At 71.8% G+C, this 23,869-nt stretch carries 24 protein-coding genes and 1 rRNA gene; 17 read left to right on the forward strand and 8 right to left on the reverse strand.

Annotation, left to right across the window (positions count from 1 at the left end):
* From rrf to IG94_RS0112770, 9 genes are all read left to right on the forward strand, one after another.
* Positions 1-97, forward strand: a 5S ribosomal RNA gene (gene rrf / locus IG94_RS39655); the annotation flags it as partial.
* Positions 98-162: 65 nt separating this feature from the next.
* Entirely contained in the window at positions 163-810 is a 648-nt protein-coding gene (locus IG94_RS0112735; protein ID WP_031034777.1) for an HAD family hydrolase, read from the forward strand.
* A gap of 43 nt (positions 811-853) precedes the next feature.
* Positions 854-2,116, forward strand: coding sequence for an MFS transporter (locus tag IG94_RS0112740; protein WP_031034778.1), 1,263 nt, complete (start codon positions 854-856; stop codon positions 2,114-2,116).
* Positions 2,067-3,239 carry an acetoin utilization protein AcuC gene (locus tag IG94_RS0112745; RefSeq protein ID WP_052410668.1) on the forward strand — a complete coding sequence of 391 codons (1,173 nt, stop codon included), beginning with the start codon at positions 2,067-2,069 and terminating at the stop codon, positions 3,237-3,239. Before IG94_RS0112740 ends, IG94_RS0112745 begins: the two co-directional genes overlap by 50 nt.
* 224 nt (positions 3,240-3,463) lie before the next feature.
* Entirely contained in the window at positions 3,464-4,288 is an 825-nt protein-coding gene (locus IG94_RS0112750; RefSeq protein ID WP_031034784.1) for a phosphatase, read from the forward strand.
* A 130-nt stretch (positions 4,289-4,418) separates the two neighbouring features.
* Positions 4,419-4,631, forward strand: a complete 213-nt coding sequence (locus IG94_RS0112755) for a helix-turn-helix domain-containing protein (protein ID WP_031034787.1) — start codon at positions 4,419-4,421, stop codon at positions 4,629-4,631.
* 109 nt (positions 4,632-4,740) lie between these two features.
* Positions 4,741-4,839, forward strand: a complete 99-nt coding sequence (locus tag IG94_RS40395) for a 30S ribosomal protein bS22 (protein WP_003948845.1) — start codon at positions 4,741-4,743, stop codon at positions 4,837-4,839.
* A 175-nt stretch (positions 4,840-5,014) separates the two neighbouring features.
* Positions 5,015-6,076: an NAD-dependent epimerase/dehydratase family protein gene (locus IG94_RS0112765; protein ID WP_031034790.1), complete on the forward strand. Its 1,062-nt coding sequence runs from the start codon at positions 5,015-5,017 to the stop codon at positions 6,074-6,076.
* Positions 6,077-6,090: 14 nt separating this feature from the next.
* On the forward strand, positions 6,091-7,245 hold the full coding sequence (locus tag IG94_RS0112770) for a lysophospholipid acyltransferase family protein (RefSeq protein WP_031034792.1): 1,155 nt from the start codon (positions 6,091-6,093) through the stop codon (positions 7,243-7,245).
* 76 nt (positions 7,246-7,321) lie between these two features.
* Here IG94_RS0112770 and IG94_RS0112775 read toward each other — a convergent pair whose 3' ends face one another.
* From IG94_RS0112775 to IG94_RS0112785, 3 genes are all read right to left on the reverse strand, one after another.
* On the reverse strand, positions 7,322-8,569 hold the full coding sequence (locus IG94_RS0112775) for a DUF5667 domain-containing protein (RefSeq protein WP_031034796.1): 1,248 nt from the start codon (positions 8,567-8,569) through the stop codon (positions 7,322-7,324).
* 274 nt (positions 8,570-8,843) lie between these two features.
* Positions 8,844-9,635: an ECF subfamily RNA polymerase sigma factor, BldN family gene (locus tag IG94_RS0112780; protein WP_031034798.1), complete on the reverse strand. Its 792-nt coding sequence runs from the start codon at positions 9,633-9,635 to the stop codon at positions 8,844-8,846.
* A gap of 312 nt (positions 9,636-9,947) precedes the next feature.
* Positions 9,948-10,883, reverse strand: coding sequence for an HAD family hydrolase (locus tag IG94_RS0112785; RefSeq protein WP_078535695.1), 936 nt, complete (start codon positions 10,881-10,883; stop codon positions 9,948-9,950).
* 183 nt (positions 10,884-11,066) lie between these two features.
* Between IG94_RS0112785 and IG94_RS0112790 the strand changes: the two genes are divergently transcribed.
* From IG94_RS0112790 to IG94_RS0112810, 5 genes are all read left to right on the forward strand, one after another.
* On the forward strand, positions 11,067-11,372 hold the full coding sequence (locus IG94_RS0112790; RefSeq protein ID WP_031034801.1) for a glutaredoxin family protein: 306 nt from the start codon (positions 11,067-11,069) through the stop codon (positions 11,370-11,372).
* Between the two features lie 274 nt (positions 11,373-11,646).
* A complete protein-coding gene (locus IG94_RS0112795; RefSeq protein ID WP_031034803.1) occupies positions 11,647-12,414 on the forward strand; it encodes a redox-sensing transcriptional repressor Rex in 768 nt (255 codons plus the stop codon).
* Positions 12,411-14,162 (forward strand): glutamyl-tRNA reductase, encoded by a 1,752-nt coding sequence (locus tag IG94_RS0112800; RefSeq protein ID WP_031034806.1) that lies wholly within the window; start codon positions 12,411-12,413, stop codon positions 14,160-14,162. The genes IG94_RS0112795 and IG94_RS0112800 overlap by 4 nt, the downstream gene beginning before the upstream one ends.
* Positions 14,159-15,118 (forward strand): hydroxymethylbilane synthase, encoded by a 960-nt coding sequence (gene hemC / locus IG94_RS0112805; RefSeq protein ID WP_031034808.1) that lies wholly within the window; start codon positions 14,159-14,161, stop codon positions 15,116-15,118. Before IG94_RS0112800 ends, hemC begins: the two co-directional genes overlap by 4 nt.
* Positions 15,115-16,812, forward strand: coding sequence for a bifunctional uroporphyrinogen-III C-methyltransferase/uroporphyrinogen-III synthase (locus IG94_RS0112810; protein WP_031034810.1), 1,698 nt, complete (start codon positions 15,115-15,117; stop codon positions 16,810-16,812). The genes hemC and IG94_RS0112810 overlap by 4 nt, the downstream gene beginning before the upstream one ends.
* Before the next feature lie 274 nt (positions 16,813-17,086).
* Here IG94_RS0112810 and IG94_RS0112815 read toward each other — a convergent pair whose 3' ends face one another.
* Both IG94_RS0112815 and IG94_RS0112820 read right to left on the reverse strand, forming a co-directional pair.
* Entirely contained in the window at positions 17,087-17,266 is a 180-nt protein-coding gene (locus IG94_RS0112815; protein WP_031034812.1) for a DUF397 domain-containing protein, read from the reverse strand.
* Positions 17,263-18,096, reverse strand: a complete 834-nt coding sequence (locus tag IG94_RS0112820; protein WP_031034815.1) for a helix-turn-helix domain-containing protein — start codon at positions 18,094-18,096, stop codon at positions 17,263-17,265. Before IG94_RS0112820 ends, IG94_RS0112815 begins: the two co-directional genes overlap by 4 nt.
* 161 nt (positions 18,097-18,257) lie before the next feature.
* Between IG94_RS0112820 and IG94_RS0112825 the strand changes: the two genes are divergently transcribed.
* Positions 18,258-18,749 carry an ATP-binding protein gene (locus IG94_RS0112825; protein WP_031034817.1) on the forward strand — a complete coding sequence of 164 codons (492 nt, stop codon included), beginning with the start codon at positions 18,258-18,260 and terminating at the stop codon, positions 18,747-18,749.
* Here the strand turns inward: IG94_RS0112825 and IG94_RS0112830 are convergent.
* A complete protein-coding gene (locus tag IG94_RS0112830) occupies positions 18,687-19,865 on the reverse strand; it encodes a serine hydrolase domain-containing protein (protein WP_031034820.1) in 1,179 nt (392 codons plus the stop codon). The two genes, IG94_RS0112825 and IG94_RS0112830, sit on opposite strands and share 63 nt — an antisense overlap.
* Before the next feature lie 151 nt (positions 19,866-20,016).
* Between IG94_RS0112830 and IG94_RS0112835 the strand changes: the two genes are divergently transcribed.
* Positions 20,017-21,735: an aldehyde dehydrogenase family protein gene (locus IG94_RS0112835; RefSeq protein ID WP_224326540.1), complete on the forward strand. Its 1,719-nt coding sequence runs from the start codon at positions 20,017-20,019 to the stop codon at positions 21,733-21,735.
* Positions 21,732-22,298 carry an EF-hand domain-containing protein gene (locus tag IG94_RS0112840; protein WP_031034825.1) on the forward strand — a complete coding sequence of 189 codons (567 nt, stop codon included), beginning with the start codon at positions 21,732-21,734 and terminating at the stop codon, positions 22,296-22,298. The genes IG94_RS0112835 and IG94_RS0112840 overlap by 4 nt, the downstream gene beginning before the upstream one ends.
* A 138-nt stretch (positions 22,299-22,436) precedes the next feature.
* Here IG94_RS0112840 and IG94_RS0112845 read toward each other — a convergent pair whose 3' ends face one another.
* A complete protein-coding gene (locus IG94_RS0112845) occupies positions 22,437-22,973 on the reverse strand; it encodes a DUF4232 domain-containing protein (protein ID WP_031034828.1) in 537 nt (178 codons plus the stop codon).
* A 196-nt stretch (positions 22,974-23,169) separates the two neighbouring features.
* Entirely contained in the window at positions 23,170-23,850 is a 681-nt protein-coding gene (locus IG94_RS0112850) for a TetR/AcrR family transcriptional regulator (RefSeq protein ID WP_031034831.1), read from the reverse strand.
* Positions 23,851-23,869: the final 19 nt, after the last annotated feature.

Consider the following 23,869-nt stretch of genomic DNA (forward strand, 5'->3'; position numbering starts at 1 on the left):
GGAAACGCCCGGTTACATTTCGAACCCGGAAGCTAAGCCTTACAGCGCCGATGGTACTGCAGGGGGGACCCTGTGGGAGAGTAGGACGCCGCCGAACAAATATTGCGAGAGAAGCCCTGTACCGGGAACGGTGCGGGGCTTTTCTGCGTTTAGGGTCGGGGTATGCGCTACGACCTGGTGATTTTCGACAACGACGGTGTGCTCGTCGACAGCGAGCCGATCTCCAATCGGCTGCTCGCCGGCTATCTGACCGAGCTGGGGCATCCCACGTCGTACGAGGACTCGCTCAGGGACTACATGGGGGCCGCGATGCACCGGGTGCACGACCTCGTCCTGGAGCGGACGGGGCGGCGGCTCCCCGGTGACTTCGACGCCGTGTTCCACGGGCGGGTGTTCGCTGCCTTCGCGCGTGAACTGGAGCCGGTGCCCGGGGCCGTCGGCGCGCTGGAGAAGCTCGCCGCGGACGGGGTGGCGTACTGCGTGGCGTCCTCGGGGAGTCACGAGCGGATCCGGGTGGGGCACCGGAAGACCGGCCTTGACCGGTGGTTCGACGACGGGCGGATCTTCAGTTCCCAGGACGTGGGACGGGGGAAGCCGGCCCCGGATCTGTTCCTGTACGCCGCCGAGCGGATGGGCGTCGCCCCGGCGCGGTGCGTCGTGGTCGAGGACAGTCCGCTCGGCGTGCGGGCCGCTGTAGCCGCCGGGATGGACGTGTACGGGTTCACCGGGATGACGCCGGCCGCCAGGCTCGCCGGTGCGACGCGGCTCTTCGGCGACATGGGAGACCTGGCCGGCCTACTGGTGCCGTGACTGGATCTACCCACGGGTAAGCCGGGGCCCTACGCTCGCCGCCATGACTGATGTGCTGCGGCGCGGTAGGGCTTCGCTCGCGTTCGGTTTCTTCGCCCAGGGGGTCGCGTTCGCGCTGCTGGTGACGCGTATCCCGGCCATTCAGGACCGGTACGGCGTCTCCGACGCGCTGCTGCCCGTCTTCCTCGCCGCCGTGCCGGTCCTGGCCGGTGTCGGGAGTGTGCTGAGCGAGCATCTGGTGCGGCGGGTGCGGCCGAGCCGGCTGCTGCGCTGGTCCCAGCCGGTGGTGCTGCTGGCGCTGCTCGGGGTGGGGACGGGGGACCGGGTCGCCCTGCTGGCCGTGGCACTGGCGGTGTTCGGGCTGGCCGTCGGCGCGCTGGACGCCTCGATGAACATGCTCGGGGTGAGCCTGCAACGGGCGTACGGGCGCAGCATCATGCTGGGCTTCCACGCGGCGTACAGCCTGGGCGGGATTCTGGGGGCCTCGCTGGCCTGGGCGGGGGCGCACTGGGACCTGGCGTTGTGGGTGTCGTACCTGCCGGTGGTCGTGGTGCTGGTGCCGGCCGCGCTGGTGGGGAGCCGGTGGTACGTCGACGGGGGCGGCGGTGGTGCCGCGGGGGAGGCGGGGACCGGAGGGGGTGCGGGCGGGGCCGAGGCCGGTGTCGGGGGCGGGGTCGGGTTCAGGGTGCTGCTGCCGCTGTGCCTCGTGATGACCTTCGCGTACATCGGGGACTCCACCGTCTCCAACTGGAGTGCCAAGTACCTCCAGGACGTGCTGGGGAGTTCGGAGCAGCTCGCCACCGTGCCGTACAACGTGTACATGGTGACCACGCTGGTCGGGCGGGCCGTCGGGGACTTCGGGGTGCGGCGGTTCGGGGCGGTGGCGGTGGTGCGGGGCGGGGCGGTCGTGGCCGCGGTCGGCTTCGCCGTGGTGGCGGGGGCGCCGGGGGCCTGGGTGGGGATGCTCGGGTTCACGCTGCTGGGGCTGGGGTTGTGCGTGCTGGTGCCGCAGACGTTCGCGGCGGCGGGACGGCTGGCCGCGGAGAGGGACGGGCGTCCGGGGGCGTCCGACGCCGCGGTGGCGCGGCTCAACGTCTTCAACTACGTCGGTTTCCTGATCGGTTCGCCGTTGGTGGGCGCGCTCGGGGGCGCCTGGAGCTACCGCGGGGCGATGCTCGTGCCGATGGTGTTGGTGCTGGTGACGGTCGTGTACGCCAGGTCGTTCGGGGACCGGCCGGACCGATACGGTGGCGGGCATGAGCGGTCGCGCACAGCTGATGTGGGACGAGGCAGTAACGGCCTATGACTTTGGTCCCGAGCATCCGATGGACCCGGTCCGGCTGGCCCTGACGCGAAGTCTGGTCGGTGCCCTGGGGCTCGACCGGGAGGTGGAGGTCGTCGCGGCGCGGCCGGCCGGGGAGTCGACGTTGCGGCTCGTGCACCGCGGGGACTACGTCGACGCGGTGAAGGCGGTGTCGGCGGATCCGGGCGCGGCGGACGGGTCGTACGGTCTCGGGACGGTCGACGATCCGGCCTTCGCGGGGATGCACGAGGTGTCGGCGCTGATCGCCGGGCAGTCGGTGGGGGCGGCGGAGGCGGTGTGGCGCGGGGAGGCGTTGCACGCGGTGAACTTCACGGGCGGGCTGCACCACGCGATGCCGGGAGCGGCGTCGGGGTTCTGCGTGTACAACGACGCGGCGCTGGCGATCGCGCGCCTCCTGGAGCTGGGGGCCGAGCGGGTCGCGTACGTGGATGTGGACGTGCACCACGGGGACGGGGTGCAGGCGGCGTTCTGGGGGGACCCGCGGGTTCTGACGGTGTCCTTGCACGAGCATCCGAGCACGCTGTTCCCGCAGACCGGCTGGCCCGAGGAGACGGGTGCGGACGGTGCGGAGGGGACAGCGGTGAACATCGCGCTGCCGGCGGGGACGGGCGACGCGGGATGGGTGCGGGCGTTCCACGCGGTGGTGCCGGAGGTGCTGGCGGACTTCCGGCCGCAGGTCCTGGTGACGCAGCACGGGGCCGACACGCATTTCGAGGACCCGCTGGCGCATCTGGCGGTGTCGCTGGACGCGCAGCGGGCGGTGCAGGTGGCGTGCCACGAGTTCGCGCACGAGTACGCCGGGGGGCGGTGGGTGGCGCTGGGGGGTGGGGGATACGCCGTGGTGGATGTGGTGCCGCGCTCGTGGGCGCACCTGGTGGGGATCGCGGCGGGGCGGCCGGTGGATCCGGAGACGGTGATCCCGGAGGGGTGGCGGCAGGAGGTGTTCGCGCGGACGCGGCAGCTCGGGCCGATGCGGATGACCGACGGGCGGTGGCCGGTGTCGTGGGCGGGGTGGGAGGCGGGGTACGACCCTGCGGATCGGGTGGATCAGGCGGTGCGGGCGGCTCGGCGGGCGGTGTTTCCACTGCGGGGGTTGTTGGCGTAGGGCGCGGGATCCCTCTCGGGGTTGCTTCTCCGCCGTTGCCGGGGGCCTCTGCGCTGGGGCTGGCCGGGGGCGGGGTGCGCGGCCCGGCGCTTACGGGGTGCCGCTGCGCCCACCCGTGCCGCCCCAGCGGCACGACCGCCCGCAGCTGGCGGGCGGGTGGGGCGTTGTGTCGTCCGTGCGTAGGTTGGGGAAATCGGGGGGTTGGGGGGTTGGGGAGCGGCAGGATGCGTGGGGTGGTGGATCGTGGAGGGCTTCGGGCTCATCTCTTGGATGCGCGGCTGGCCGGTGTGGTGGCGACTGCCCGGGAGGTGAGTCTGCGGAGTTACCGGTTGTTCGCCGCGCGGGATCCCCGGGTGCTGATCGGGATCGATCCGCAAGGGGAGTGGGGGCAGCGGGACCTGCTCGGGCTGATGGCCGAGAGGTGTGGTGTTTCGGCCGATCCGCGGGACACTTCCGGTCAGGACGTGATCGACCCCGATCGCACCCTCGCGGCCCTCGACTCCTTCGCCGACCGGCTCGCGGCCGTCGCCGAGCGTCGCGCTCCGGTGTTCCTCGGCACCGGGCACCCGCACCGGCTGCTCGGTTTCTACGTCGCCTTGGCCGAGGCGCTGTCGGCGGCGGGGTGTGCTGTCCTCACCCCGGCGCAGGGTCGCTCTGTCGACATAACGACCCGGTTCGGTCTACGCACCCACAACCTCGACTACGTCCGGGGCGTCGCGCTGGTACGGGAGCCCGCGGCCGGGCACGCCGGTGGTGAGCCCGGCGCGCACACGCACTCGCCACTGCCGGTTCGGGCGGCGCTGGCGGCCGCGGCCGAGGCGGGCGGGCCGCTTCCGGAGCTGGTGATCGGGGATCACGGCTGGCTCTGCGGGGCAGGTCAGCTGGGGTTCGCGGCCATCGGGCCGGCCGATACGGATGATCCCGCGCCCTTCGTGGGGGAGGCCGAGGGGTCGGTGTCCGTCGCCGTTCCACTTGATGACGCTGTGCGGTCTGAGTACTACCGGCCGCTTACCCGCTACGTACTCAATCGGGCGTGTCTGTCACGGTAGGGAAGTGATGGGTGCACCTCTTCCCCATTCGCATCACCCGCCCCTACATTGGGGAGTGAGCACGCAGCGACGAAGAGTCACCGGAAGGGGAAGCCGGTGGCCGGTCGAGTGCGGAAGGTTCAGGTGTGTCATGGCTGAAGCTGGCGAAAGGCCTCTGAACGAGGTTCAGTTCCTTACCGTGGCGGAGGTTGCCGCGGTGATGCGCGTGTCCAAGATGACCGTGTACCGGTTGGTGCACAGCGGTCATCTGCCCGCGATCCGGGTGGGACGGTCGTTCCGCGTCCCGGAGCAAGCGGTTCACGAGTACCTCCGCGAGAGCTACGTGGGGGTGGAAACGGCCTGACGAACCTCGATTACGGACTCAGCGCTCGGGCGGGTAGGCTGGCCCCTCGTAGGTCGTGTGGGCCCATGGCGCTCACCAACCGAGTGATGAGAAGTGAGCGAGGATAGTCGTGGGCTCTGTTATCAAGAAGCGGCGCAAGCGGATGGCCAAGAAGAAGCACCGCAAGCTGCTCAAGCGCACGCGCGTGCAGCGTCGCAACAAGAAGTAGGCGACGCCGCGCCGTCAGCGTGGCTCGTGGCCCCTCACCGCATCCGGTGGGGGGCCACAGTCGTTGGCGGCGGTCCTTTTTCCGTCACCCGCCGCGTCCCGTGGTCGCCACGGCGCGACACCGACCGGCTAAGTTGGCCCGCAGAACCGGTACCGGCGTGAGAAAGGCGCGGATCTTGGGCAAGGTCGTGCTCGTGACCGGAGTGGCCCGGCCGCTCGGGGGCCGGTTCGTCCGGCGCGTCCAGCGTGATCCCGACGTCGAACGGGTCGTCGGTGTGGACGCCGTCGTGCCGGAGCACCACCTGGGCGGCGCCGACTTCGTGCAGGCCGACATCCGGCAGTCGGCCATCGGGCGGGTGCTCGCCGAGACGCGGGCGGACACGGTCGTCCACCTGGACGTGACGGGCACGCCGCTGGGCAGCGGCAGCCGTACGTCGGTCAAGGAGACCAACGTCATCGGCACGATGCAGCTGCTCGGCGCCTGCCAGAAGTCGCCGACAGTGCGGCGGCTGGTGGTGAAGTCCAGTACCAACGTCTACGGTTCGGCGCCGCGCGACCCGGCCGTGTGCACCGAGACCACCGCGCCCAAGTCCCTGCCCAGCGGCGGCTTCGCCAAGGACGCGGTCGAGGTCGAGGGATACGTGCGGGGCTTCGCGCGCCGCCGGCCGGACGTCTCGGTGACCGTCCTGCGGTTCGCCAACATCCTGGGCCCGGCCGCGGACACGCCGCTCGCCTCGTACTTCGGGCTGCCGGTGCTGCCGACGGTCTTCGGCTACGACCCCCGGCTGCAGTTCGTGCACGAGGACGACGTGATCGAGGTGCTGCGCCTCTCCTCGCACGAGCCGCGGCGGTCCACGCTGAACAGCGGGACCTTCAACATCGCCGGGGACGGAGTCCTGCTGCTGTCCCAGTGCTCGCGCCGCCTGGGCCGCCCCACGGTGCCGCTGCTGCTGCCCGCGGTCACCTGGGCGGGCTCGCTCGTGCGTACGCTGGGGATGACGGACTTCTCCCCCGAGCAGATCCGACTGCTCACTCACGGGCGGGTGGTGGACACCACGCAGATGCGCGAGACCCTGGGTTTCCGGCCGACGTACACGACGGCCGGGGCGTTCACGGACTTCGCGCGCGCGAGCGGTGCCGGGCTGCTGCCGCCCGAGGCCCTCGCGGGGGCCGTCGACCGGATCGCGGAGCTGTCCCGGCGGGGCAGCGGTCACCTCCCGACGCAGAGCGCCAACTGAGGAGCGCATCAACGATGGCGGACGCCAAGGTCATTCCGTTCGACGACGACCGGTCGCGGGGGAACGGTGCGAGCGGTACCGGGAGCGGTGAGAACGGCGGGAGCGCGGCTCCGCGCCCGTCGCGGCGCCGTGGCGGGGCGGCCCGGCGCAAGGGCGCGACGGGTGCCGCGGGCGCGGCACCGGCGGGCGAGGTGCAACCGCTGCCGGTGCGCGGGGGCGCCGCGCGGGAGGACGACGGCACCGCGCCGCACGGCCCCTCCGGGACCGCCTCCGGCCGGCCGGCCGGCGACGACGGCGTCCCCGGTGACGACGGTGCCGCCGGGGGCGACGGCGGCCTGGAGCGGCGGATCGCGGGGGGCCTGGCATTCCTGCGCCGCCGGCTCACCGGGAACTACGAGATCGACGACTTCGGCTACGACGCCGAACTGACCGACCAGGTCCTGATGTCGATGCTGCGCCCGTTGTACGAGAACTACTTCCGGGTCGAGGTGAAGGGCGTCGAGAACATCCCCGCGGAGGGCGGTGCGCTGATCGTCGCCAACCACTCGGGGACGCTGCCGCTCGACGGGCTGATGATGCAGGTCGCCGTACACGACCACCACCCGGCCGACCGGCACCTGCGGCTGCTGGCGGCGGACCTGGTGTTCGTGCTGCCGGTGGTCAACGAGCTGGCCCGCAAGCTGGGCCACACCCTGGCCTGCGCGGAGGACGCCGAACGGCTGCTGGCGCAGGGCGAGCTGGTCGGAGTGATGCCGGAGGGCTTCAAGGGCATCGGCAAGCCGTTCGGCGAGCGCTACAAGCTCCAGCGCTTCGGGCGGGGCGGGTTCGTGTCCACGGCGCTGCGGCAGGGGGCACCGATCATCCCGTGCTCGATCGTCGGGGCCGAGGAGATCTACCCGATGATCGGCAACTCCAAGACGCTGGCGCGGCTGCTGGGCTTCCCGTACTTCCCGCTCACGCCGACCTTCCCGTGGCTGGGGCCGTTGGGCGCGGTGCCGCTGCCGACGAAGTGGACGATCCAGTTCGGCGAGCCGATCCGGACGGACGGCTACGCGCCGGAGGCCGCCGAGGATCCCGTGCTGATGTTCAACCTGACCGACCAGGTGCGGGAGCAGATCCAGCACACGCTCTACAAGCTGCTCGTGCAGCGGCGGTCGGTGTTCTTCTGAGTCGCGGACGGGGGTGAGCCGCGGACGCGTACGGCGGTGGGGTGCGCCCCCACCGCCGTACCCGTGCCGCGTCGGCTCAGTCCGCGTCCTCCGCCTCGATGCCCAGGCCGGGCAGGAGGCCCGGGAGGAGGGGCGGGAGGGTGACGTCCGGCTTGACGGGCGGGGTGTTGTCGCCCGTCGACGGGGACGAGGGGGTGGTGTCGTCCTTCGGCGGGTCGAACAGGCCGCCCGTACCGCCGCCGAGGAGGCCGTCGTTCTCCTGGCCGGAGTCGGCGGACTCGCTGGGACCGCGGCTGTCGGAGCGCCCGCGGTCGGACGTGCCGTCGTCGCCGGTGCTCGGTGCCGAGGAGTGGCCGGAGCCGGGGGTGTCGCCGGTCGCCGGGCCGGAACCGCCGGGACTGCCGCCGTCGCCGCTCTCCTCGTCCTCGGCCGGTGGCTGCGGCAGCATGGACTGGAGCGGGGCCACGTCGTCGTCTATGGCGTCGAACACCGACGACACCTGCTCACTGACGTCCCCGAGCTGCACGGGCAGCCGGTCGCGCAGCGCTCCCCAGCTCTCCCGGTGGGACTCGGAGAAGGCGGAGAGGGCCTGCATGGGGGCGAGCGAGTCGGGGTCGCGGGCGTAGAGCGCGCTGAGCAGGCGGTGGCCCTCGGAGGCGTCGTGCCGCATGCCGGAGAGGGCGCGGCGGACCTCGCCGAGGGACTCGTGGTCGAGGGAACCGCTGCGGCCGCGCTCCATCAGCCGGCGGGCCTCGTTCATCCGGGTGGACGCCAGGTCCAGATAGGCGCGGCCCCGCTCGTCGTTGCCGTCGGCGAGGCCGAGGCGGAAGTCCTCCATGCCGCGCTTGAGGCCGTAGAGCGAATCGCCGGGCAGGGCGTCCGAACTGGCCGCTGCGACTCCGCCGAAGGCACCGGCGGCCACGCTCACGCTCAGCCCGCCCGCGGTGAGGCCCTTGGCCAGCCGCGACCGGGGCCGGAACCTGCTCAGCGGGGCCGCCCGGTGGGCGCCGCGCGCCCGGCGCTGCTCGGGTACCGCGGTGTCCGCCGCCCCGCCGCCCGCGGTGCCCTCCTGCAGCATGGCCTCGAAAGCGGCCACGAGCCGGGCCCGCTGGACGACCTTGACCTCGGGGTCCAGCTCGGGCCGGGGCAGCGTCTCCAGACCGTGGGCGAGGGTCACCAGCTGACCCTGCTCGGTCGGGTCCGCGGTGGCCCCGGTGGTCGCCGGTCCTTCGGACTGCTCGGCCGCCGGCCCGGGTTCGGACTGCTCCTCCACGGCCTGGGCGAAGGCGTTCGCCCGCCGGTGTGCCGATACGTTCGCGATCACTGGCGGCACCTCCTCTCGTCATGACGGTCGACTCCCCAGGGGGTCCTGAGGGTTCCACACCCGGACCGGAACCGCCCGATCGAGTGATCGGAGTCGGCCAGGGGGTGACCACAGGGAGCCTGCATCCCGCACAACGAGCGGCGCGGCACTTGGGTTACGGACGCTGGACGATCGGACGGCTGTCTCAACGGACTCTCACCGGTGGTGACTTGGGAAACGCGGAGAGTGGTGGCACCGGCGCGGGCTCTCGGGGAGCCCGGCCGGCGCCGGCGGATCAGCGGGCGTCGTCGGGGAGCAGGCGGGCGAGGGTGCGTACGGCCCGGTACTGGAGCGTCTTGATGGCGCCCTCGTTCTTGCCCATGACCCGGGCGGTCTCGGCGACCGAGAGGCCCTGGAGGAAGCGCAGGGTCACGCACTCCTGCTGCTGCGGATTGAGCCGCCGCACGGCCTCCAGCAGGGCCGCGTTGGAGAGGGACTCGAGGACGGAGTCCTCGGGGGAGCGCTCGACCTCGTTGGCGTCGAGCATCTCGCCGGTGGTGACCTCGAGGCGGAAGCGGCTGGACTTGAAGTGGTCGGCGACCAGGTTGCGGGCGATGGTCACGAGCCAGGCGCCGAAGTCGCGGCCCTGCCAGGTGAAGGTGCCGATGCGCCTGAGGGCCCGCAGAAAGGTCTCACTGGTGAGGTCCTCGGCGGTCGCCTTGCCGCCCACGCGGTAGTAGATGTAGCGGTACACGGTGTCGCTGTACTGGTCGTAGAGCCGGCCGAAGGCGTCGGCCTCGCCGGCCTGGGCCCGCTCGACCAGCTCCATCATGCGGGCGCTGTCGCTGTCCGCCGCGGGGCGGCGGTGGGTGGTGGCGGCCCCGGACGACGAGGACCGCGCGCGTCTGCCGACGGCGGCGCTTCCTTCGGCCAGTGCGTAGCACGGGCCGGCGGGCACGGCGGCCGCGGCGAGGGCGGGGACGGCGTACGCGGTGGGGACGAGGCCGCGCAACAGATCGTGGGCTGATTTGACCGTTGCGCGCAGCGTAGCCAGGCCCGAGGCGTCAACCCCGACGTGTGGGTACACGGGACTCCCAGAGGCAGAGCTTCCATCACGTGCAGTACGGAACCATTCACCCGTCGTAGCGAAGGTGGGGCACCGGAATGCGTCTGAGGAGAATAACGCTTCGTACAGGTGCTGCTACGCCCAGTTGCTCAAATCATCGATTACGTCGCTTCTGTGCCCGATTGGCGCTCGATCGCTTGCCGCAGAGTGATCAGTGAGTGACCGGAACCGATCGAATTCGGTGTGACTACAGAGCGTGTTGTGGTCGAAGTGAAGAAAAGCGCGAGGAGTGGACTGGGGTGGGCGCCGCCGGGGTACGTCACTTCGGCTGGTTCACCGGCGGCGGCGGTGCAGCGCGATGGCCGCCGCGGTACCGCCGGCCACCGCGCCGACGCCCGCGGCCGCGGGGATGCCGACCTTGGCCGCCTTGCGGCCGGTGCGGTAGTCGCGCAGCCGCCATTCCAGGTTGCGGGCGTGCTTGCGCAGCTTGGAGTCCGGGTTGATCGCGTAGGGGTGTCCGACCAGCGACAGCATCGGGATGTCGTTGTGCGAGTCGCTGTAGGCGGCGCAGCGGGACAGGTCCAGGCTCTCCGCGATCGCCAGCGCCCGTACCGCCTCGGCCTTGGCTGGGCCGTGCAGCGGCTCGCCGACCAGCTTGCCCGTGTAGACGCCGCCGATCGACTCGGCCACCGTGCCGAGCGCCCCGGTCAGACCGAGGCGGCGGGCGATCACCTGGGCGATCTCCACCGGGGCCGCCGTGACCAGCCAGACCCGCTGGCCCGCGTCCAGGTGGGCCTGGGCGAGGGCGCGGGTGCCGGGCCAGATCCGCTCGGCCATGTACTCGTCGTAGATCTCCTCGCCGATCGACCTCAGCTCGGAGACGCGGTGGCCCTTGACGATCGACAGCGCGGAGTCGCGCGCGTCCTGCATGTGCTCGGGGTCCTCGGAACCGGCCAGCCGGAACCACGCCTGCTGCCAGGCGAACCGGGCGAGGTCGCGGGTCTCGAAGAACTTCCGCTTGTACAGGCCGCGGCCGAAGTGGAAGATCGAGGCGCCCTGCATCACGGTGTTGTCGAGGTCGAAGAAGGCCGCGGCCTGCTCGTCGCCGTGGACCGGGAAATCCGCCTCGGCGCCCTTGTCCGCGTCGGCGGCGCTCTCCTGCGCGGCCTGGGCGGACTTGCGGGCGGCCTCCGCGGAGGCTTCGCCTGCCAACACGCTCCGCGCCGTGGCGGAGCGCCTACGGGGAGTGAGCCATCGAAGAGCGGCCATGCCCGTGAGCATAGCCAGTTTGTTCGGGGGCTTCGGAGTCGAGAGGTTCGGAGGCCGTGAACTCTGGGCGACCGCGCCGTTAAGGGGCCGCCTGCCGCCCCGGGGCCGCCTGTCCGCGGACCGCTCGCCGGACCACCTGCCGGGCCGCTCGCCGGCCCGTCCGTCCGCGCGAGAATGGCCGGCATGAGTCCCCTCTTCCGCCGGAAGCCCGAGCAGTCCCCTGAGTCCTCCGAACCCGCCGAGGCCCATCTCGTCACCCTCATCCGCAAACCCGGCTGCCACCTGTGCGACGACGCACAGCTCGTCGTCGAGAAGGTCTGCGCCGAACTCGGCGTCCCCTGGGAGGGGAAGGACATCACCGAGGACCGCGGGCTCCACGACCAGTACTGGGAGCAGATCCCGGTCGTGCTGGTCGACGGCCGGCAGCACACCTTCTGGCGTGTGAACGAGGAACGGCTGCGCAAGGCACTGACCGATCAGTACAAGTAGTCCGTATGGTCGCTTAGGATCGATGGTGACCAGGTCTCGGGGGCGTTGATCGTGAGGAGTGTGTGCGGCTTTGCCCCCGATGAGTGAGGAGCGCGGGTGCGTGTGCGCCGGTTCCCGTTCCGTGCGCCGGGGGCGCGTGACCCCGGTCACGTTGGCCGGGCAAATCGGACACCATCTTTGTGCACGCGTTCACAAAGACATAGCCTGCATTCGACGGGGCGGTCATGTAGGGACGTATGACCGCCTACAGCCCCGCTCTACCCGCAGGAGCACCGTGGCAACTGGCCGAACACACCGACCGGCGACCCGCAGCCGAGGGATTCCCGAGGCCACCGTCGCCAGGCTTCCGCTGTACCTCCGCGCCCTCACCGCGCTCTCCGAGCGTTCGGTGCCCACGGTCTCCTCGGAGGAGCTGGCGGCCGCGGCGGGCGTCAACTCCGCGAAGCTGCGCAAGGACTTCTCCTACCTCGGCTCCTACGGGACCCGGGGCGTCGGCTACGACGTCGAGTATCTCGTCTACCAGATCTCGCGCGAACTCGGCCTCACCCAGGACTGGCCGGTTGTGATCGTCGGTATCGGCAACCTGGGCGCCGCGCTCGCCAACTACGGCGGCTTCGCCTCCCGCGGGTTCCGGGTCGCCGCGCTCATAGACGCCGACGCGGGAATGGCCGGAAAGCCCGTCGCGGGCATCCCGGTGCAGCACACCGACGAGCTGGAGAAGATCATCCAGGACGACGGTGTCTCGATCGGTGTGATCGCGACCCCCGCCGGTGCCGCCCAGCAGGTCTGCGACCGCCTCGTGGCCGCCGGCGTCACGTCCATCCTGAACTTCGCGCCGACGGTGCTGAACGTCCCCGAGGGCGTCGACGTGCGCAAGGTCGACCTCTCCATCGAGCTGCAGATCCTCGCCTTCCACGAGCAGCGCAAGGCCGGCGAGGAGGCCGCGGCCGACACCGTCGTGCCGCCCGTCGCCGCCCGCAAGCAGCCGCACTCCACCGACCAGGGACCCGACGGGGACGTACCCGCCGTGATGCAGGCATGAGCCTCCTCGTCGTCGGGCTGAGCCACCGCAGCGCCCCCGTCAGCGTGCTGGAGCGGGCGTCGCTGAGCGTGGACGCGCAGCTCAAGCTGGTCCAGGACACGGTCGCCGCCGAACCGGCCGCCGAGGCCGCGGTGCTCGCCACCTGCAACCGCATCGAGCTCTACGCCGACGTGGACAAGTTCCACGCCGGTGTCGCCGAGCTGTCCACGCTGCTCGCCCAGCACAGCGGGGTCGGCCTGGAGGAGCTCACCCCCCACCTCTATGTGCACTACGAGGACCGGGCCGTCCACCACCTGTTCTCGGTGGCCTGCGGACTCGACTCGATGGTGGTCGGCGAGGGGCAGATCCTCGGCCAGATCAAGGACTCCCTGGCCCGCGCCCAGGAACTGCACACCGCCGGGCGGCTGCTGAACGACCTGTTCCAGCAGGCCCTGCGCGTCGGCAAGCGCGCCCACCACGAGACCGGCATCGACCGCGCGGGTCAGTCCCTGGTCACCTTCGGCCTGGAGCAGCTGTCCGCCGGGGCCGACGTCCAGCAGTGGGCGCGGGGCAAGAAGGCCCTGGTGATCGGCGCCGGTTCGATGTCCTCGCTGGCCGCCGCGACGCTGGCCCGGGCCGGGGTCACCGAGATAGTGGTCGCCAACCGCACCTTCGAGCGCGCCGAGCGCCTCGCGCAGATCCTCTCCGAGGGCGACGACACGGACGTGCTGGCCCGCGCGGTACCGATGGACTCGGTGCCGGGCGAGCTGACACGTGCCGACGTGGCCGTCTCCTGCACGGGTGCGACCGGCCTCGTCCTCACGGCCGACGCCGTGGCGGCGACGGTGGAGGCCCGCACGGGTGAGCCCGCCGCCGGCGTCGCCGGGGGCCCCGCCGACGAGGCCGGTGCCACCGGCGTACGGGACGGGCGTCCGAGTGCGGAAACGCCACTGCCGGGCGCCGGCACCGCCGCCGACGGCGACGAGAACTGCCCGCTGGACCTCTCCTCCGTGTCCTCCGTACCGTCCGGCTTCTCCGTCATGGGCGACGCCGCCGTGGCCGGCCTGGACGCGGCGACGCTGGAGCAGCACGGGGCCTGGGCCGCGGGCGGTACGGCGGTGGAGCGCACGCGCGAGCCGGGCCGCCCCGGTCCCGAGGCGGACGCCGAGCTGATCACCGCGCTCGCCGCGACGGCGACCCGGTCCGGCCGGATCCCCGAGCGGCGCCGCCCCGAGCCGGTGGCCGAGGTGCCGCGCCCGCAGCCGGTCCTCTTCCTCCTCGACCTGGCGATGCCCCGCGACGTCGACGCCGCCGTGCACCGGCTGGCCGGCGTACGCCTGGTGGACATCGAGTCGCTCGCCGACGCCTCCGCGGACGCGCCCATGGCGGCCGACGTCGACATGGTCCGCCGGATCGTCGCCGACGAGGTCGCGGCCTTCGGTGCCGCCCAGCGGGCCGCGCACATCACGCCGACCGTGGTCGCGCTGCGCAGCATGGCCGCGGAGGTGGTGGCGGGGGAGATCGCCCGCCTCGAAGGACGGCTGCCGGGGCTCGACGACAAGCACCGCGCCGAGATCACCCAGACCGTCAAGCGTGTGGTCGACAAGCTGCTGCACGCACCGACGGTGCGGGTCAAGCAGCTCGCGGCCGAGCCCGGCGGTGCCGGGTACGCGGACGCGCTGCGCACCCTGTTCGACCTCGACCAGGAGACGGTGGCCTCCGTCTCCCGCGCCGGGAACAGCACTGAGAAGAACCGAGGGCCGGCATGACTGAGAAGGCACTGAGGCTGGGGACCAGGCGGAGCAAGCTCGCCATGGCCCAGTCCGGGCAGGTGGCGGACGCCGTGAGCCAGGTGACCGGTCGGCCCGTTGAGCTGGTCGAGATCACCACGTACGGCGACACGTCGCGCGAGCACCTGGCGCAGATCGGCGGTACGGGCGTGTTCGTCGCCGCGCTGCGCGACGCGCTGCTGCGGGGGGAGGTGGACTTCGCGGTTCACTCGCTCAAGGACCTCCCCACCGCGCAGCACGAGGGCCTGGTGGTGGCGGCCGTACCCGAGCGCGAGGACCCGCGCGACGTGGTCGTCGCCCGGGACACGCGCAAGCTGACCGACCTGCCGGACGGGGCGCGCATCGGTACGGGTGCCCCGCGCCGCATGGCGCAGCTGAACGCGTACGCCCGCGCCCACGGCGTGGAGATCGAGACGGTCCCGATCCGGGGCAACGTCGACACCCGCATCGGATACGTCCGCAGCGGTGAACTGGACGCCGTCGTCCTGGCCGCCGCCGGACTGAACCGGGTGGGCCGCATCGACGAGGTGACCGACTTCCTGTCGGTCGACACGGTTCTGCCGGCCCCCGGCCAGGGGGCACTGGCGGTCGAGTGCGCGGCGGACAACGCCTCGCTGATCGCCGCGCTCGCCGAACTCGACGACCCGTTCACGCGGGTCGCCGTAACGGCCGAGCGGTCACTGCTCGCCGCCCTGGAGGCCGGCTGCAGCGCACCCGTGGGGGCGCTGGCCGACATCCTGGCCGACGGGCAGACTGTCAAGGAAATGCGCCTGCGCGGCGTCGTCGGCACGACCGACGGCTCGACGCTGGTGCAGCTGTCCACCACCGGTCCCGTGCCCGAGACGCACGAGGCGGCGCTGGCTCTCGGCCGCGAACTCGCCACCGAGATGCTCGCCCAGGGCGCGGCCGGTCTGATGGGGGAGCGAGCACATTGAGCCCCACCACCTTTCCCGCCGGTCCGGAACAAGGGCACGTCACCTTCCTCGGTGCCGGCCCCGGAGATCCGGGACTGCTGACTCTGCGCGCCGTGGAGGCGCTGGCGCACGCGGACGTCCTCGTCGCCGAGCACGAGGTGCTCGACGTCGTACGCACGCATGCGCGGCAGGGCGTGTCGGAAGTGCACACGGACGCCGATTCCTCGGATCCGGGCACGGGCGCGCCCCAGCTGACGATCGTTGACGGTGCGTCAAAAACCGTCGGTGTTCCCGCCGTGCGGGATGCCGCACATCTTGTCATGGAGGCCGCGCGGGGCGGCAGGCGGGTCGTGCGTGCGGTGACCGGGGACCCCGGGCTCGACACGTACGCCGCCGAGGAGATGCTGGCCTGCGCCGCCGCCGGGGTGCCCTTCGAGGTCGTACCCGGCATCGCGAACGCCGTCGGCGTGCCCGCGTACGCCGGTGTGCCGCTGCGGGACGCCGAGGGCGCCGACGTGCGGTTCGTGGACGCCCGTACGGCGTCGGCGCGCTGCTGGACCGAGGTGGGCGCCTCGGACGGCACGGTGGTCGTGTCGACGACGCTCGACTCGGTCGCCGCGGCCGCCGGCGAGCTGGTCTCGGCCGGCCGCAAGCCGGACACCCCGCTCACGGTCACGATCGCCGGTACGACGACGCGGCAGCGCACCTGGGCCGCGACGCTGGGCACGGTCGCCCAGACCCTGAAGCAGGCCAAGGTCCTGCCGTCCCCGGACGGCGGCCGCCCGGTGATAGCCGTGGTCGGCGAGCGCAGCGCCTCCGCCCGGCGCGACCAGCTGTCGTGGTTCGAGTCCAAGCCGCTGTTCGGCTGGAAGGTCCTCGTCCCGCGGACGAAGGAGCAGGCGGCGTCGCTCTCCGACCAGCTCAGGTCCTACGGGGCCGTGCCGAGCGAGGTCCCGACCATCGCGGTGGAACCGCCCCGCACCCCGCAGCAGATGGAGCGGGCGGTCAAGGGCCTGGTCGTGGGCCGCTACGAGTGGATCGCGTTCACGTCGGTCAACGCGGTGAAGGCGGTCCGTGAGAAGTTCGAGGAGTACGGCCTGGACGCCCGCGCCTTCGCGGGCATCAAGGTCGCGGCGGTGGGCGAGCAGACGGCGAACGCCCTGATCGCGTTCGGCGTGAAGCCGGACCTGGTCCCGAGCGGCGAGCAGTCGGCCGCGGGCCTGCTGGAGGACTGGCCGCCGTACGACCCGGTCTTCGACCCGATCGACCGCGTCTTCCTGCCCCGGGCCGACATCGCCACGGAGACCCTGGTCGCCGGGCTGATCGAGCTGGGCTGGGAGGTCGACGACGTCACGGCCTACCGCACGGTCCGCGCCTCGCCGCCGCCGGCCACGACCCGGGAGGCCATCAAGGGCGGCGGCTTCGACGCGGTGCTCTTCACGTCGTCGTCCACGGTCCGCAACCTGGTCGGCATCGCGGGCAAGCCGCACAACGTCACGGTGATCGCGTGTATCGGCCCGGCGACGGCCAAGACGGCCGAGGAGCACGGGCTGCGGGTCGACGTCATGGCCCCGGAACCGTCGGTCCTGAAGCTGGCGGAGGCCCTGGCCGACTTCGGCGCCCACCGCCGCACGGCAGCCCTGGAGGCGGGGGACCCGGTGACCCGGCCGAGCGAACGGCGGCCTGGGGCGCGGAGGCGGCGGTCTTCGACCTGAGGCGGAACGGGGGCGCTTCCTGTTCGGGGGCGCCCCCGTCGAATCGAGGATTGGGCACTTTGTCCCGCCCCAGCGATCGAAAGAGCCTGATCACAGGCATGGGGAGCTGGGACGAACTGTCCAATCCCATGGGCCTCTGCGATCGCGGAGACGTTGCAGCAGGCACGCGGCGGGGACTCGGAGCCCAAGGTGACTCCGGCCACCGAACTGAAACGCACGTAACGGCCCGCACCCACCCCACGAACTCGGGTGCAGGCCGGCGGGGTAGCTTCCGTCAGTGCCCGGACGCGTACGGCAGGAAGGTCGCCCAGGCGCCTGAGGTGAGGTCGAGGCGGGGGCCTGCGGGGTTCTTGGAGTCGCGGACGAGGACGTGACTCTCGTCCGGGGTGGCCACCTCGACGCAGTCGGGGCCGCTGGACGTGCTGTAACTGCTCTTTATCCACTCCAGCTTCATGTCTCTCCAAGCACTTTCTCGATGAGGGCCTTGGACTCCCGTGGGCTGAGAGCCTGTGCCCGGATGATTCCATACTGGATGTCCAGGAGCTGCACCTCCTTCGGCTCCGCGATCACGCGGCTGATGTGCGCCACCTCGACATGACCGACCGCCGTGCCGTCCCCCAGCCTGAGTAGCCTGAACGGGCCGTCGAGCCCCGAGTTCTCCTCGCGGCTCAGGGGAAGCACCTGAAGGTCGACGTTGTGGAACGCGGAGGCTTCTAGAAGCCGTTCGAGTTGTTCGCGCATCACCATCTTGCCGCCGATGGGCCGACGAAGAGTCGACTCACACTGGACGAAACTGAAGACGGCCTGGGCCGACGGGTCGTTGACGATGTCTTGACGAGCAACGCGGGCCGACACCTGCTGGTCCAACTGGTCGGCGGTGAAGGGCGGACGGCGAGCGCCGAGCACGGCCCGTGCGTACTCCTCGGTCTGCAACAAGCCGTGAATGACGGAGTTGTTGTAGGCGCACAGCTCCGTGGCCCCCGCCTCCAGCTTCTTCAAGTCCCGAACCTTCTTCGGGTACCGGACCTCCGTCACATCCTGTTTGAGGGCTGCGATCTTGCCGCCCGCATCCAAGACCTCGTCCGCACGGTCCAGGTACTCCGGCCGGGGAATCCGCCGCCCCCGCTCCACCGAGGACACCAGCTCTTCCCCGTACCCGATGGCCGCCCCGAACTCCGCCTGGGTGAGGCCTGCCGACTCTCGCCACAGTTTCAGTTGCCGTACGACGGTGCGCATCACCGCCCCGGCCTCTTCGTCGTCCAGCCCCGCTTCCCACTCGCTCATGTCGCTGCCCTCCCGCCGTGCCCTTCCCCGGACCAACCTCCGCCCCTCGCGGCCGGTCACCCCGTGCAGCCCGGACGGAACCGGGACGTGCCACGGACAGCCACCGACCGCACGGGCCAGCCGTCTTCACAGCGTAAGCACGCTTGAACACGCTGGGTGACATGAATCAGGGAATCTCCACCCGCAGTGTTCCGCTGCACCACTTCTCGGTGCCTCTCTCGGCCACGCGTCGCGGGGCCCGGCTTGCCCGGCTGCTCGCGGCCGAGAAGTTGCTGGCGTGGGAGCTGCCGTTGGATCCGGCCCGGCTGATCGTGGCCGAGCTGGCGACGAACGCCGCCTTGCACGGCCATGTGCCCGGCCGGAGTTTCCGCCTCGCCCTTTCCGTCGTCGCACCGGTCACGCTTCGTATCGAGCTGACCGACACTCGGGGCGACCAGCTCCCGGTCAGCCCTCGAACCACCGTCGCCGCGCATGCGGAGTCGGGGTACGGGCTGCTCCTCGTCGAGGAGTTGGCCGACCGGTGGGGCGTGCGGTGCGGGCCGGTGCCGTCGAAGACGGTGTGGGCGGAGCTGGATCTCGGCGGTGGGCCCTCAGCCTCGCGGTACGAGACCACGCAACGCATCGACCAGGGAAGCCGCACGGACGTCGTCTGAGCCTGCCACCACGTGATTCATCACGTACCCGAATGCGATGCCGTGCTCCGGGCCGGCGAAGGCGAGTGATCCGCCTCGGCCGGTGTGGCCGAAGGACTTCGGACCCAGCATCGGGTTGGTCTCGGTGGGGAGCATGTAGCCCGTGCTGAAGCGGCTGGGGATCAGCATCACCTGGTCCTTTCCGCCCGCCTGCTCCTCGGTCGCCCAGGTCAGGGTTTCGGGAGTGAGCAGACGGACGCCGTCCACTTCGCCGATCAGCGCCGCGTACATGCGCGCAAGCGCGTGTGCGGTGCCGATGCCGTTGGACGCCGGTAGTTCCGCGGCCTGCACCTCGGGTGAGTCGAAGTCGATCCCGGGTGGGTCCGTCACCGCGTAGGCCCTGTTGCTGAGCGAGCCGGGGTCGCGCCAGGCGGCGACCTGTTCGCGGAGGTCTTCGGGCAGCGATTCGTCGGGCACGGTGGTGAGGTCGACGTCCGGGCGCCGGTACGCCATGCGGCTGACCCGGCCGCGCTCGCCCGGCGGCAGGCCGATGTAGAAGTCCAGGCCGAGAGGGGAAGCGATCTGCTCGGCGAAGAAGGTGCCCGGTGAGCGGCCGGATACTCGGCGGATTACCTCGCCGACCAGCCAGCCCCACGTCCGGCCGTGGTACCCGTGTGCCGTGCCCGGGGTCCATTGGGGGCGTTGGGCTGCCAGTGCCGCTGCCATCGGGTGCCAGGTCAACGCGTCCCGCAGAGGCACTGGTCGGTCCAGCGCGACCAAGCCGGCTCGATGGGACAGGAGCCAGCGCACTGGGATGTCCGCCTTGCCGTTCGCGGCGAACTCCGGCCAGTACTTCGCCACCGGCGCGTCAAGGTCCAGCGCGCCGCGTTCGGCCAGCATGTGGGCCAGGGTGGCGGTCGCTCCCTTGGTGGCCGAGTAGACCAGTTGGATCGTGTTCCGGGTCCACGGACGGCCGGTTGCAGGGCCGGCCACGCCGCCCCACAGGTCCACCACCGGCCGGCCGTACTGGTACACGCAGACCGCCGCGCCGATGTCCCCGTGTCGGGCGAAGTTCGCCTCGAACGCCTCGCGGACCGGTTCGAAGCCGGCCGCCACCTCGCCGCCGATCGTCGTCATGCCGTTCATCCTGGCAGGGGCCGGACTTCCAGACTCGCCCGCATACCACAGTGGTTGGGCGGTCTTGGCGGCAATCACTGTATTTACCCTGTTGAGGCGAAAAGCGTCTGTTCGAGTATTCAATCCGATGAGCGTGTGAAGAATCAGGCTCGTGACTTCTTCATCGGGGCGGGTTCAGCGGGTCTATCCGGTCCTGATGGCCGGCGCCCTCGAGGACGGCGAGAGCTGGGTGCACTGGCCCAGCAGCAGCGCGATGCTGTTCGACACCTACGAGGTGGTGGCGCTCAAGGCGCGTCTCGACCACGGCCGCGCCGCACCGGAGGACCACGATGATCCGCGACTGGTTGGCAGGGTGGCGCGTTCCACCGCCGCCCAGGCGGACGCCGCGCTCGCCGCGGCCCGTGCGGCGCAGCCGTTCTGGGCGCGCGTTCCGCTCGACAGCCGGCTGGACTTCGTCCGCGATTTCCACCAGCTGCTGCGCGAACGGGCCGAGGAGATGCTGTCGGTCCTCGTCGCCGAAGGGCACCCGCCGGCCGTGGGGCGGTGGGAGTTGTCCGCCGCGCTGGACGTCACCCACCCCGACACGGTGGCGTACGCCCGTGACGCGATGGTGTGGGAGGGCCGCCAGGCCGGCCGACTGGTACGGCTGGTGCGCAAGCCCGACGGAGTGGTGTGCCTCGACCCGGCGCGCAACGCCCCCATGATCACCGCGCTGTCGGGGGTGCCGGCGCTGGCGGCGGGCAACGCGGTGGTGGTCAACGTGCCGCCGACGATCCCGCTGAGCACCGCGTACCTCTACCACGAGCTGGTCGCTCCCCTGCTAGCCGGGTACGGGGCGCCGCCCGGCACGTTGAGCGTGCTGTGCGCGCCGGCCCGGCCGATGCTGCGGGCCTGGCTCGCCTCGCCGCACTGCGACGACGTCTTCTTCTTCGGCGGTTCGGCCCAGGGCGCCGAACTCACCCGTTCCTGCCTGGAACACGGCAAGAAGCCCATCATGGAGCTGGCCGGCAACGACGCCCTCGTGGTCTGGCGGGACGCCGACCTCGACGGGGCCGTCGACGCGGCGCTGGAACGCTACCTCGGCTCGGGCCAGCTCTGTGTGGCGCCGAAGTTCGCCGTCGTGCACCCCGAGGTGGCGGACGACTTCACGGAACGCCTGCACCGGAAGGTGGCCGCCCTGCGCGTGGGGCCGCCGGACGATCCGGAGGTCGTACTCACCCCGGTGATCAAGCGGAACCAGTGCAAGGAGGTGCTGGACGACGCCGTGGCGCGCGGCGCCGAACTCCTCTGCGGCGGCGACATGGTCGACGTGCACGGCCGTCCCTCGCTGCGGGGGCCGTTCCTGCGTCCCGCGTTGCTGCGGGTGCGCGGGCTGGAGCGGGCGTCGACGATGAGCGCCGTCACCGAGGAGACCTTCTTCCCGCTCATGTGCGTGGTCGTGCCGGAGAACGAGCCGACGGCGGCGTCGGACGAAGCGCTGCTCGACACCGTCCTGGCGTACGTCGACGCCAACCGCTACGGACTGCGCAACTCGCTGTGGTCGCGCGACCCGCACGTCATCCACCGGTTCGCCGCCGAGGTCACCAACGGCGGCGTGCTGAAGGTGAACGACAGCCACGTCGGGACACTGCCCGTCCTGCCCGTCGCCGGCGGCACGGGACTGTCGGGCGGCGTCTTCGGCGAGGCCAACATCCCCTTCCTGCGCACCACCCGGCTCCAGGGCATCAGCTTCGGCGGCCCAGGGGGCGCCGCTCGACCCGACGACCACGGCACCACCTCCGACGGGACGCTTCCGGCTCCCCCGACCGCCCCCTCCACCCCGATCCCCGTACCGGAACAGTCCGGCACCGGCAGAAAGGCCGACGCATGACCACTCTCTCCGGCGGTACGCCCCTGCTCCACCGCAAGATCGACGTGTGCTTCCGGCACTTCGACACCGACGACAACGGCAGCATCGACCGCGAGGACCTGCTGACCCTGGGGGCCCAGCTGCTGTCGAAGTTCGGCGAGCCCGTCACCTCGCCCAAGGGCGTCGCGCTCATGGACGGGATGACCCGGTTCTGGGACGCCCTGGTCGCCGCCGCGGACCAGGACGGCGACCAGCGGCTGAGCCTCGACGAGTACCGGGCCTGTATGACCGGCGCCTTCGTGGAGTCCCCCGAGGGCTTCGACACCTCGTTCCGGCCGCTGGCGGAGGCGGTGTGCGCCCTGCTCGACACCGACGGGGACGGACAGGTGGACGAGCGGGAGTTCCAGGCGTGGCAGGAGGTGTTCCGCACCGCGCCCGAACACCGGGCCGAGGCCTTCCGCAAGCTCGACACCGACGGCAGCGGCAAGCTGACGGTGGACGAACTGCTGGCGGCCGTACGCGAGTACTACCTCAGCCCGGACGCCGACGCGACCGGCAACTGGCTCTACGGGCCCGTCGCCTGAGCACCTGAGCCGTCTGCCCGGGCACACGGTCCGGCCACACGGCCACACGGCCCGGACACCCCGGTCGCCGCCGCGACTGCTGTGCGTGGCGACCGGGGTGCCGGTGCGTGCCCCACCGGTCAAGGGGTGCGGACCGGATCAGTAGGCGAGGGCGTCCGCGAGGTCGTACTGCCACCAGGTGACCGCGGCGGTGCTGTCGAGGTAGACGCCGTCGCCCGGGAGGTCGAGGGTGGCCCAGTCGTTGGTGTCCTCGTCGGCGCGGTCCTTGAAGTGGACCTCCAGGGTGGTGGCGGTGCGGCCGTTCGTGCCCTCGCCGGAGGGCAGGGAGGTGCGGATGCCGGCGTAGCCGGACTCGCCGGGGTTCAGGGTGACCACGGCCTGGGGCTGGCTGCTCTCCAGGACGGGGGTGGCCGCCTGGGCGTCGTCGAAGCGGAGGGCGGGGGCGTAGTAGGCGTTGCAGGGGGTGTCGCCGGTGTTGGTGACGGTGAGGAGGAGGTGGTTGACGGGGCGGGAGACCTCGCTGACCGTCGTGCTGGAGTTGGCGGCGGTGCAGGCCTGGGTGACGGGCTCGTCGCTCGACGCGGAGGCGGTGGCCGCGGTGGTCAGGCCGAGGACGGCGACGGCCGCGGCGGCGGCGGAGGCGGCGAGGCGGGTGGTGAAGGTGAAAGCGGGCATGGCTTCTTCCTCACGTGGTGCGGAGATGCGGTGTCGCCCGGCCCGGTGCCGGGGACTGATCACAGCTTGTGCCGTGATCCGTCCCAGCTGCCAGCACCGCCCGGCAGGTCGGGACGGTGGGACGCTGGAATGCCCCTGACCAGCGGATATGGCGGAGGTCTGGGACGCGTCGCGGGGACGGGGAAGGCGGGCGGCGTCACGCCGGGAGGTTCAGCCCCGTCAGGTCCAGGGGCGGAGCCGGGGGGAGCGGGCCGGGGGTGGCCGGAGGGTGGGCCTGGAAGGACTGGAAGAGGTAGGTGAGGAGGCGGCGGGCGGCCGGGAGGGCGGTGTCCGGGGGCTGGGAGGCCAGGCCGGTCACCGCGAGGAGGAGCAGGGGGATGTCGGACGGGGCGAAGTCCTCGCGGAGTTGGCCGGCGTCGCGGGCGCGTCGGATCAGGCGGGCGAGGCCCTCCTCGGCCCAGGCGCGTTCGCGGTCGTAGTCCAGTGCGCCGGGGAAGCCGGTCATGAGGACCGTGTCGAAGCCGCGGTCGGTGACCAGGGTGGTGCACACCTTCTCCAGGAGGGTGTAGAGCCCGTGCCCCGGGTCGGGGTCGGCCAGCGCCGTCTCGAAGAAGACCGCGCACTCGGCGAGCTGGTCGTCGAAGGCGGCGGTGAGGAGTTCGGTGCGGGTCGGGAAGCGGCGGTAGAGGGTGGCCACGCCGACCCCCGCCCGGCGGGCGACCGCGCTCATCGGGGCGTCCGTGCCGTGGGCGGCGAAGACCTCGCGGGCCGCCTCCAGGACGCGTTCGCGGTTGCGTCGGGCGTCGGCGCGCAGGTCGTCGTGACGAGGGCCCTGGCCGGTGTTCCCGGAGGGCTTGTGAGAGGGCTGGGCAGGCATGTTTCTCACTTTCGGGCCA

This window comes from Streptomyces olivaceus, from assembly GCF_000721235.1.
Taxonomy (GTDB): Bacteria; Actinomycetota; Actinomycetes; order Streptomycetales; family Streptomycetaceae; genus Streptomyces; species Streptomyces olivaceus.

Coding starts and splice junctions, on each gene's coding strand:
- IG94_RS0112735 (WP_031034777.1), top strand. CDS start 163: ATGCGCTACGACCTGGTGATTTTCGACAACGACGGTGTGCTCGTCGAC.
- IG94_RS0112740 (WP_031034778.1), top strand. CDS start 854: ATGACTGATGTGCTGCGGCGCGGTAGGGCTTCGCTCGCGTTCGGTTTC.
- IG94_RS0112745 (WP_052410668.1), top strand. CDS start 2,067: ATGAGCGGTCGCGCACAGCTGATGTGGGACGAGGCAGTAACGGCCTAT.
- IG94_RS0112750 (WP_031034784.1), top strand. CDS start 3,464: ATGCGTGGGGTGGTGGATCGTGGAGGGCTTCGGGCTCATCTCTTGGAT.
- IG94_RS0112755 (WP_031034787.1), top strand. CDS start 4,419: ATGGCTGAAGCTGGCGAAAGGCCTCTGAACGAGGTTCAGTTCCTTACC.
- IG94_RS0112770 (WP_031034792.1), top strand. CDS start 6,091: ATGGCGGACGCCAAGGTCATTCCGTTCGACGACGACCGGTCGCGGGGG.
- IG94_RS0112785 (WP_078535695.1), bottom strand. CDS start 10,883: ATGGCCGCTCTTCGATGGCTCACTCCCCGTAGGCGCTCCGCCACGGCG.
- IG94_RS0112790 (WP_031034801.1), top strand. CDS start 11,067: ATGAGTCCCCTCTTCCGCCGGAAGCCCGAGCAGTCCCCTGAGTCCTCC.
- IG94_RS0112800 (WP_031034806.1), top strand. CDS start 12,411: ATGAGCCTCCTCGTCGTCGGGCTGAGCCACCGCAGCGCCCCCGTCAGC.
- hemC (WP_031034808.1), top strand. CDS start 14,159: ATGACTGAGAAGGCACTGAGGCTGGGGACCAGGCGGAGCAAGCTCGCC.
- IG94_RS0112815 (WP_031034812.1), bottom strand. CDS start 17,266: ATGAAGCTGGAGTGGATAAAGAGCAGTTACAGCACGTCCAGCGGCCCC.
- IG94_RS0112820 (WP_031034815.1), bottom strand. CDS start 18,096: ATGAGCGAGTGGGAAGCGGGGCTGGACGACGAAGAGGCCGGGGCGGTG.
- IG94_RS0112825 (WP_031034817.1), top strand. CDS start 18,258: ATGAATCAGGGAATCTCCACCCGCAGTGTTCCGCTGCACCACTTCTCG.
- IG94_RS0112830 (WP_031034820.1), bottom strand. CDS start 19,865: ATGACGACGATCGGCGGCGAGGTGGCGGCCGGCTTCGAACCGGTCCGC.
- IG94_RS0112840 (WP_031034825.1), top strand. CDS start 21,732: ATGACCACTCTCTCCGGCGGTACGCCCCTGCTCCACCGCAAGATCGAC.
- IG94_RS0112845 (WP_031034828.1), bottom strand. CDS start 22,973: ATGCCCGCTTTCACCTTCACCACCCGCCTCGCCGCCTCCGCCGCCGCC.
- IG94_RS0112850 (WP_031034831.1), bottom strand. CDS start 23,850: ATGCCTGCCCAGCCCTCTCACAAGCCCTCCGGGAACACCGGCCAGGGC.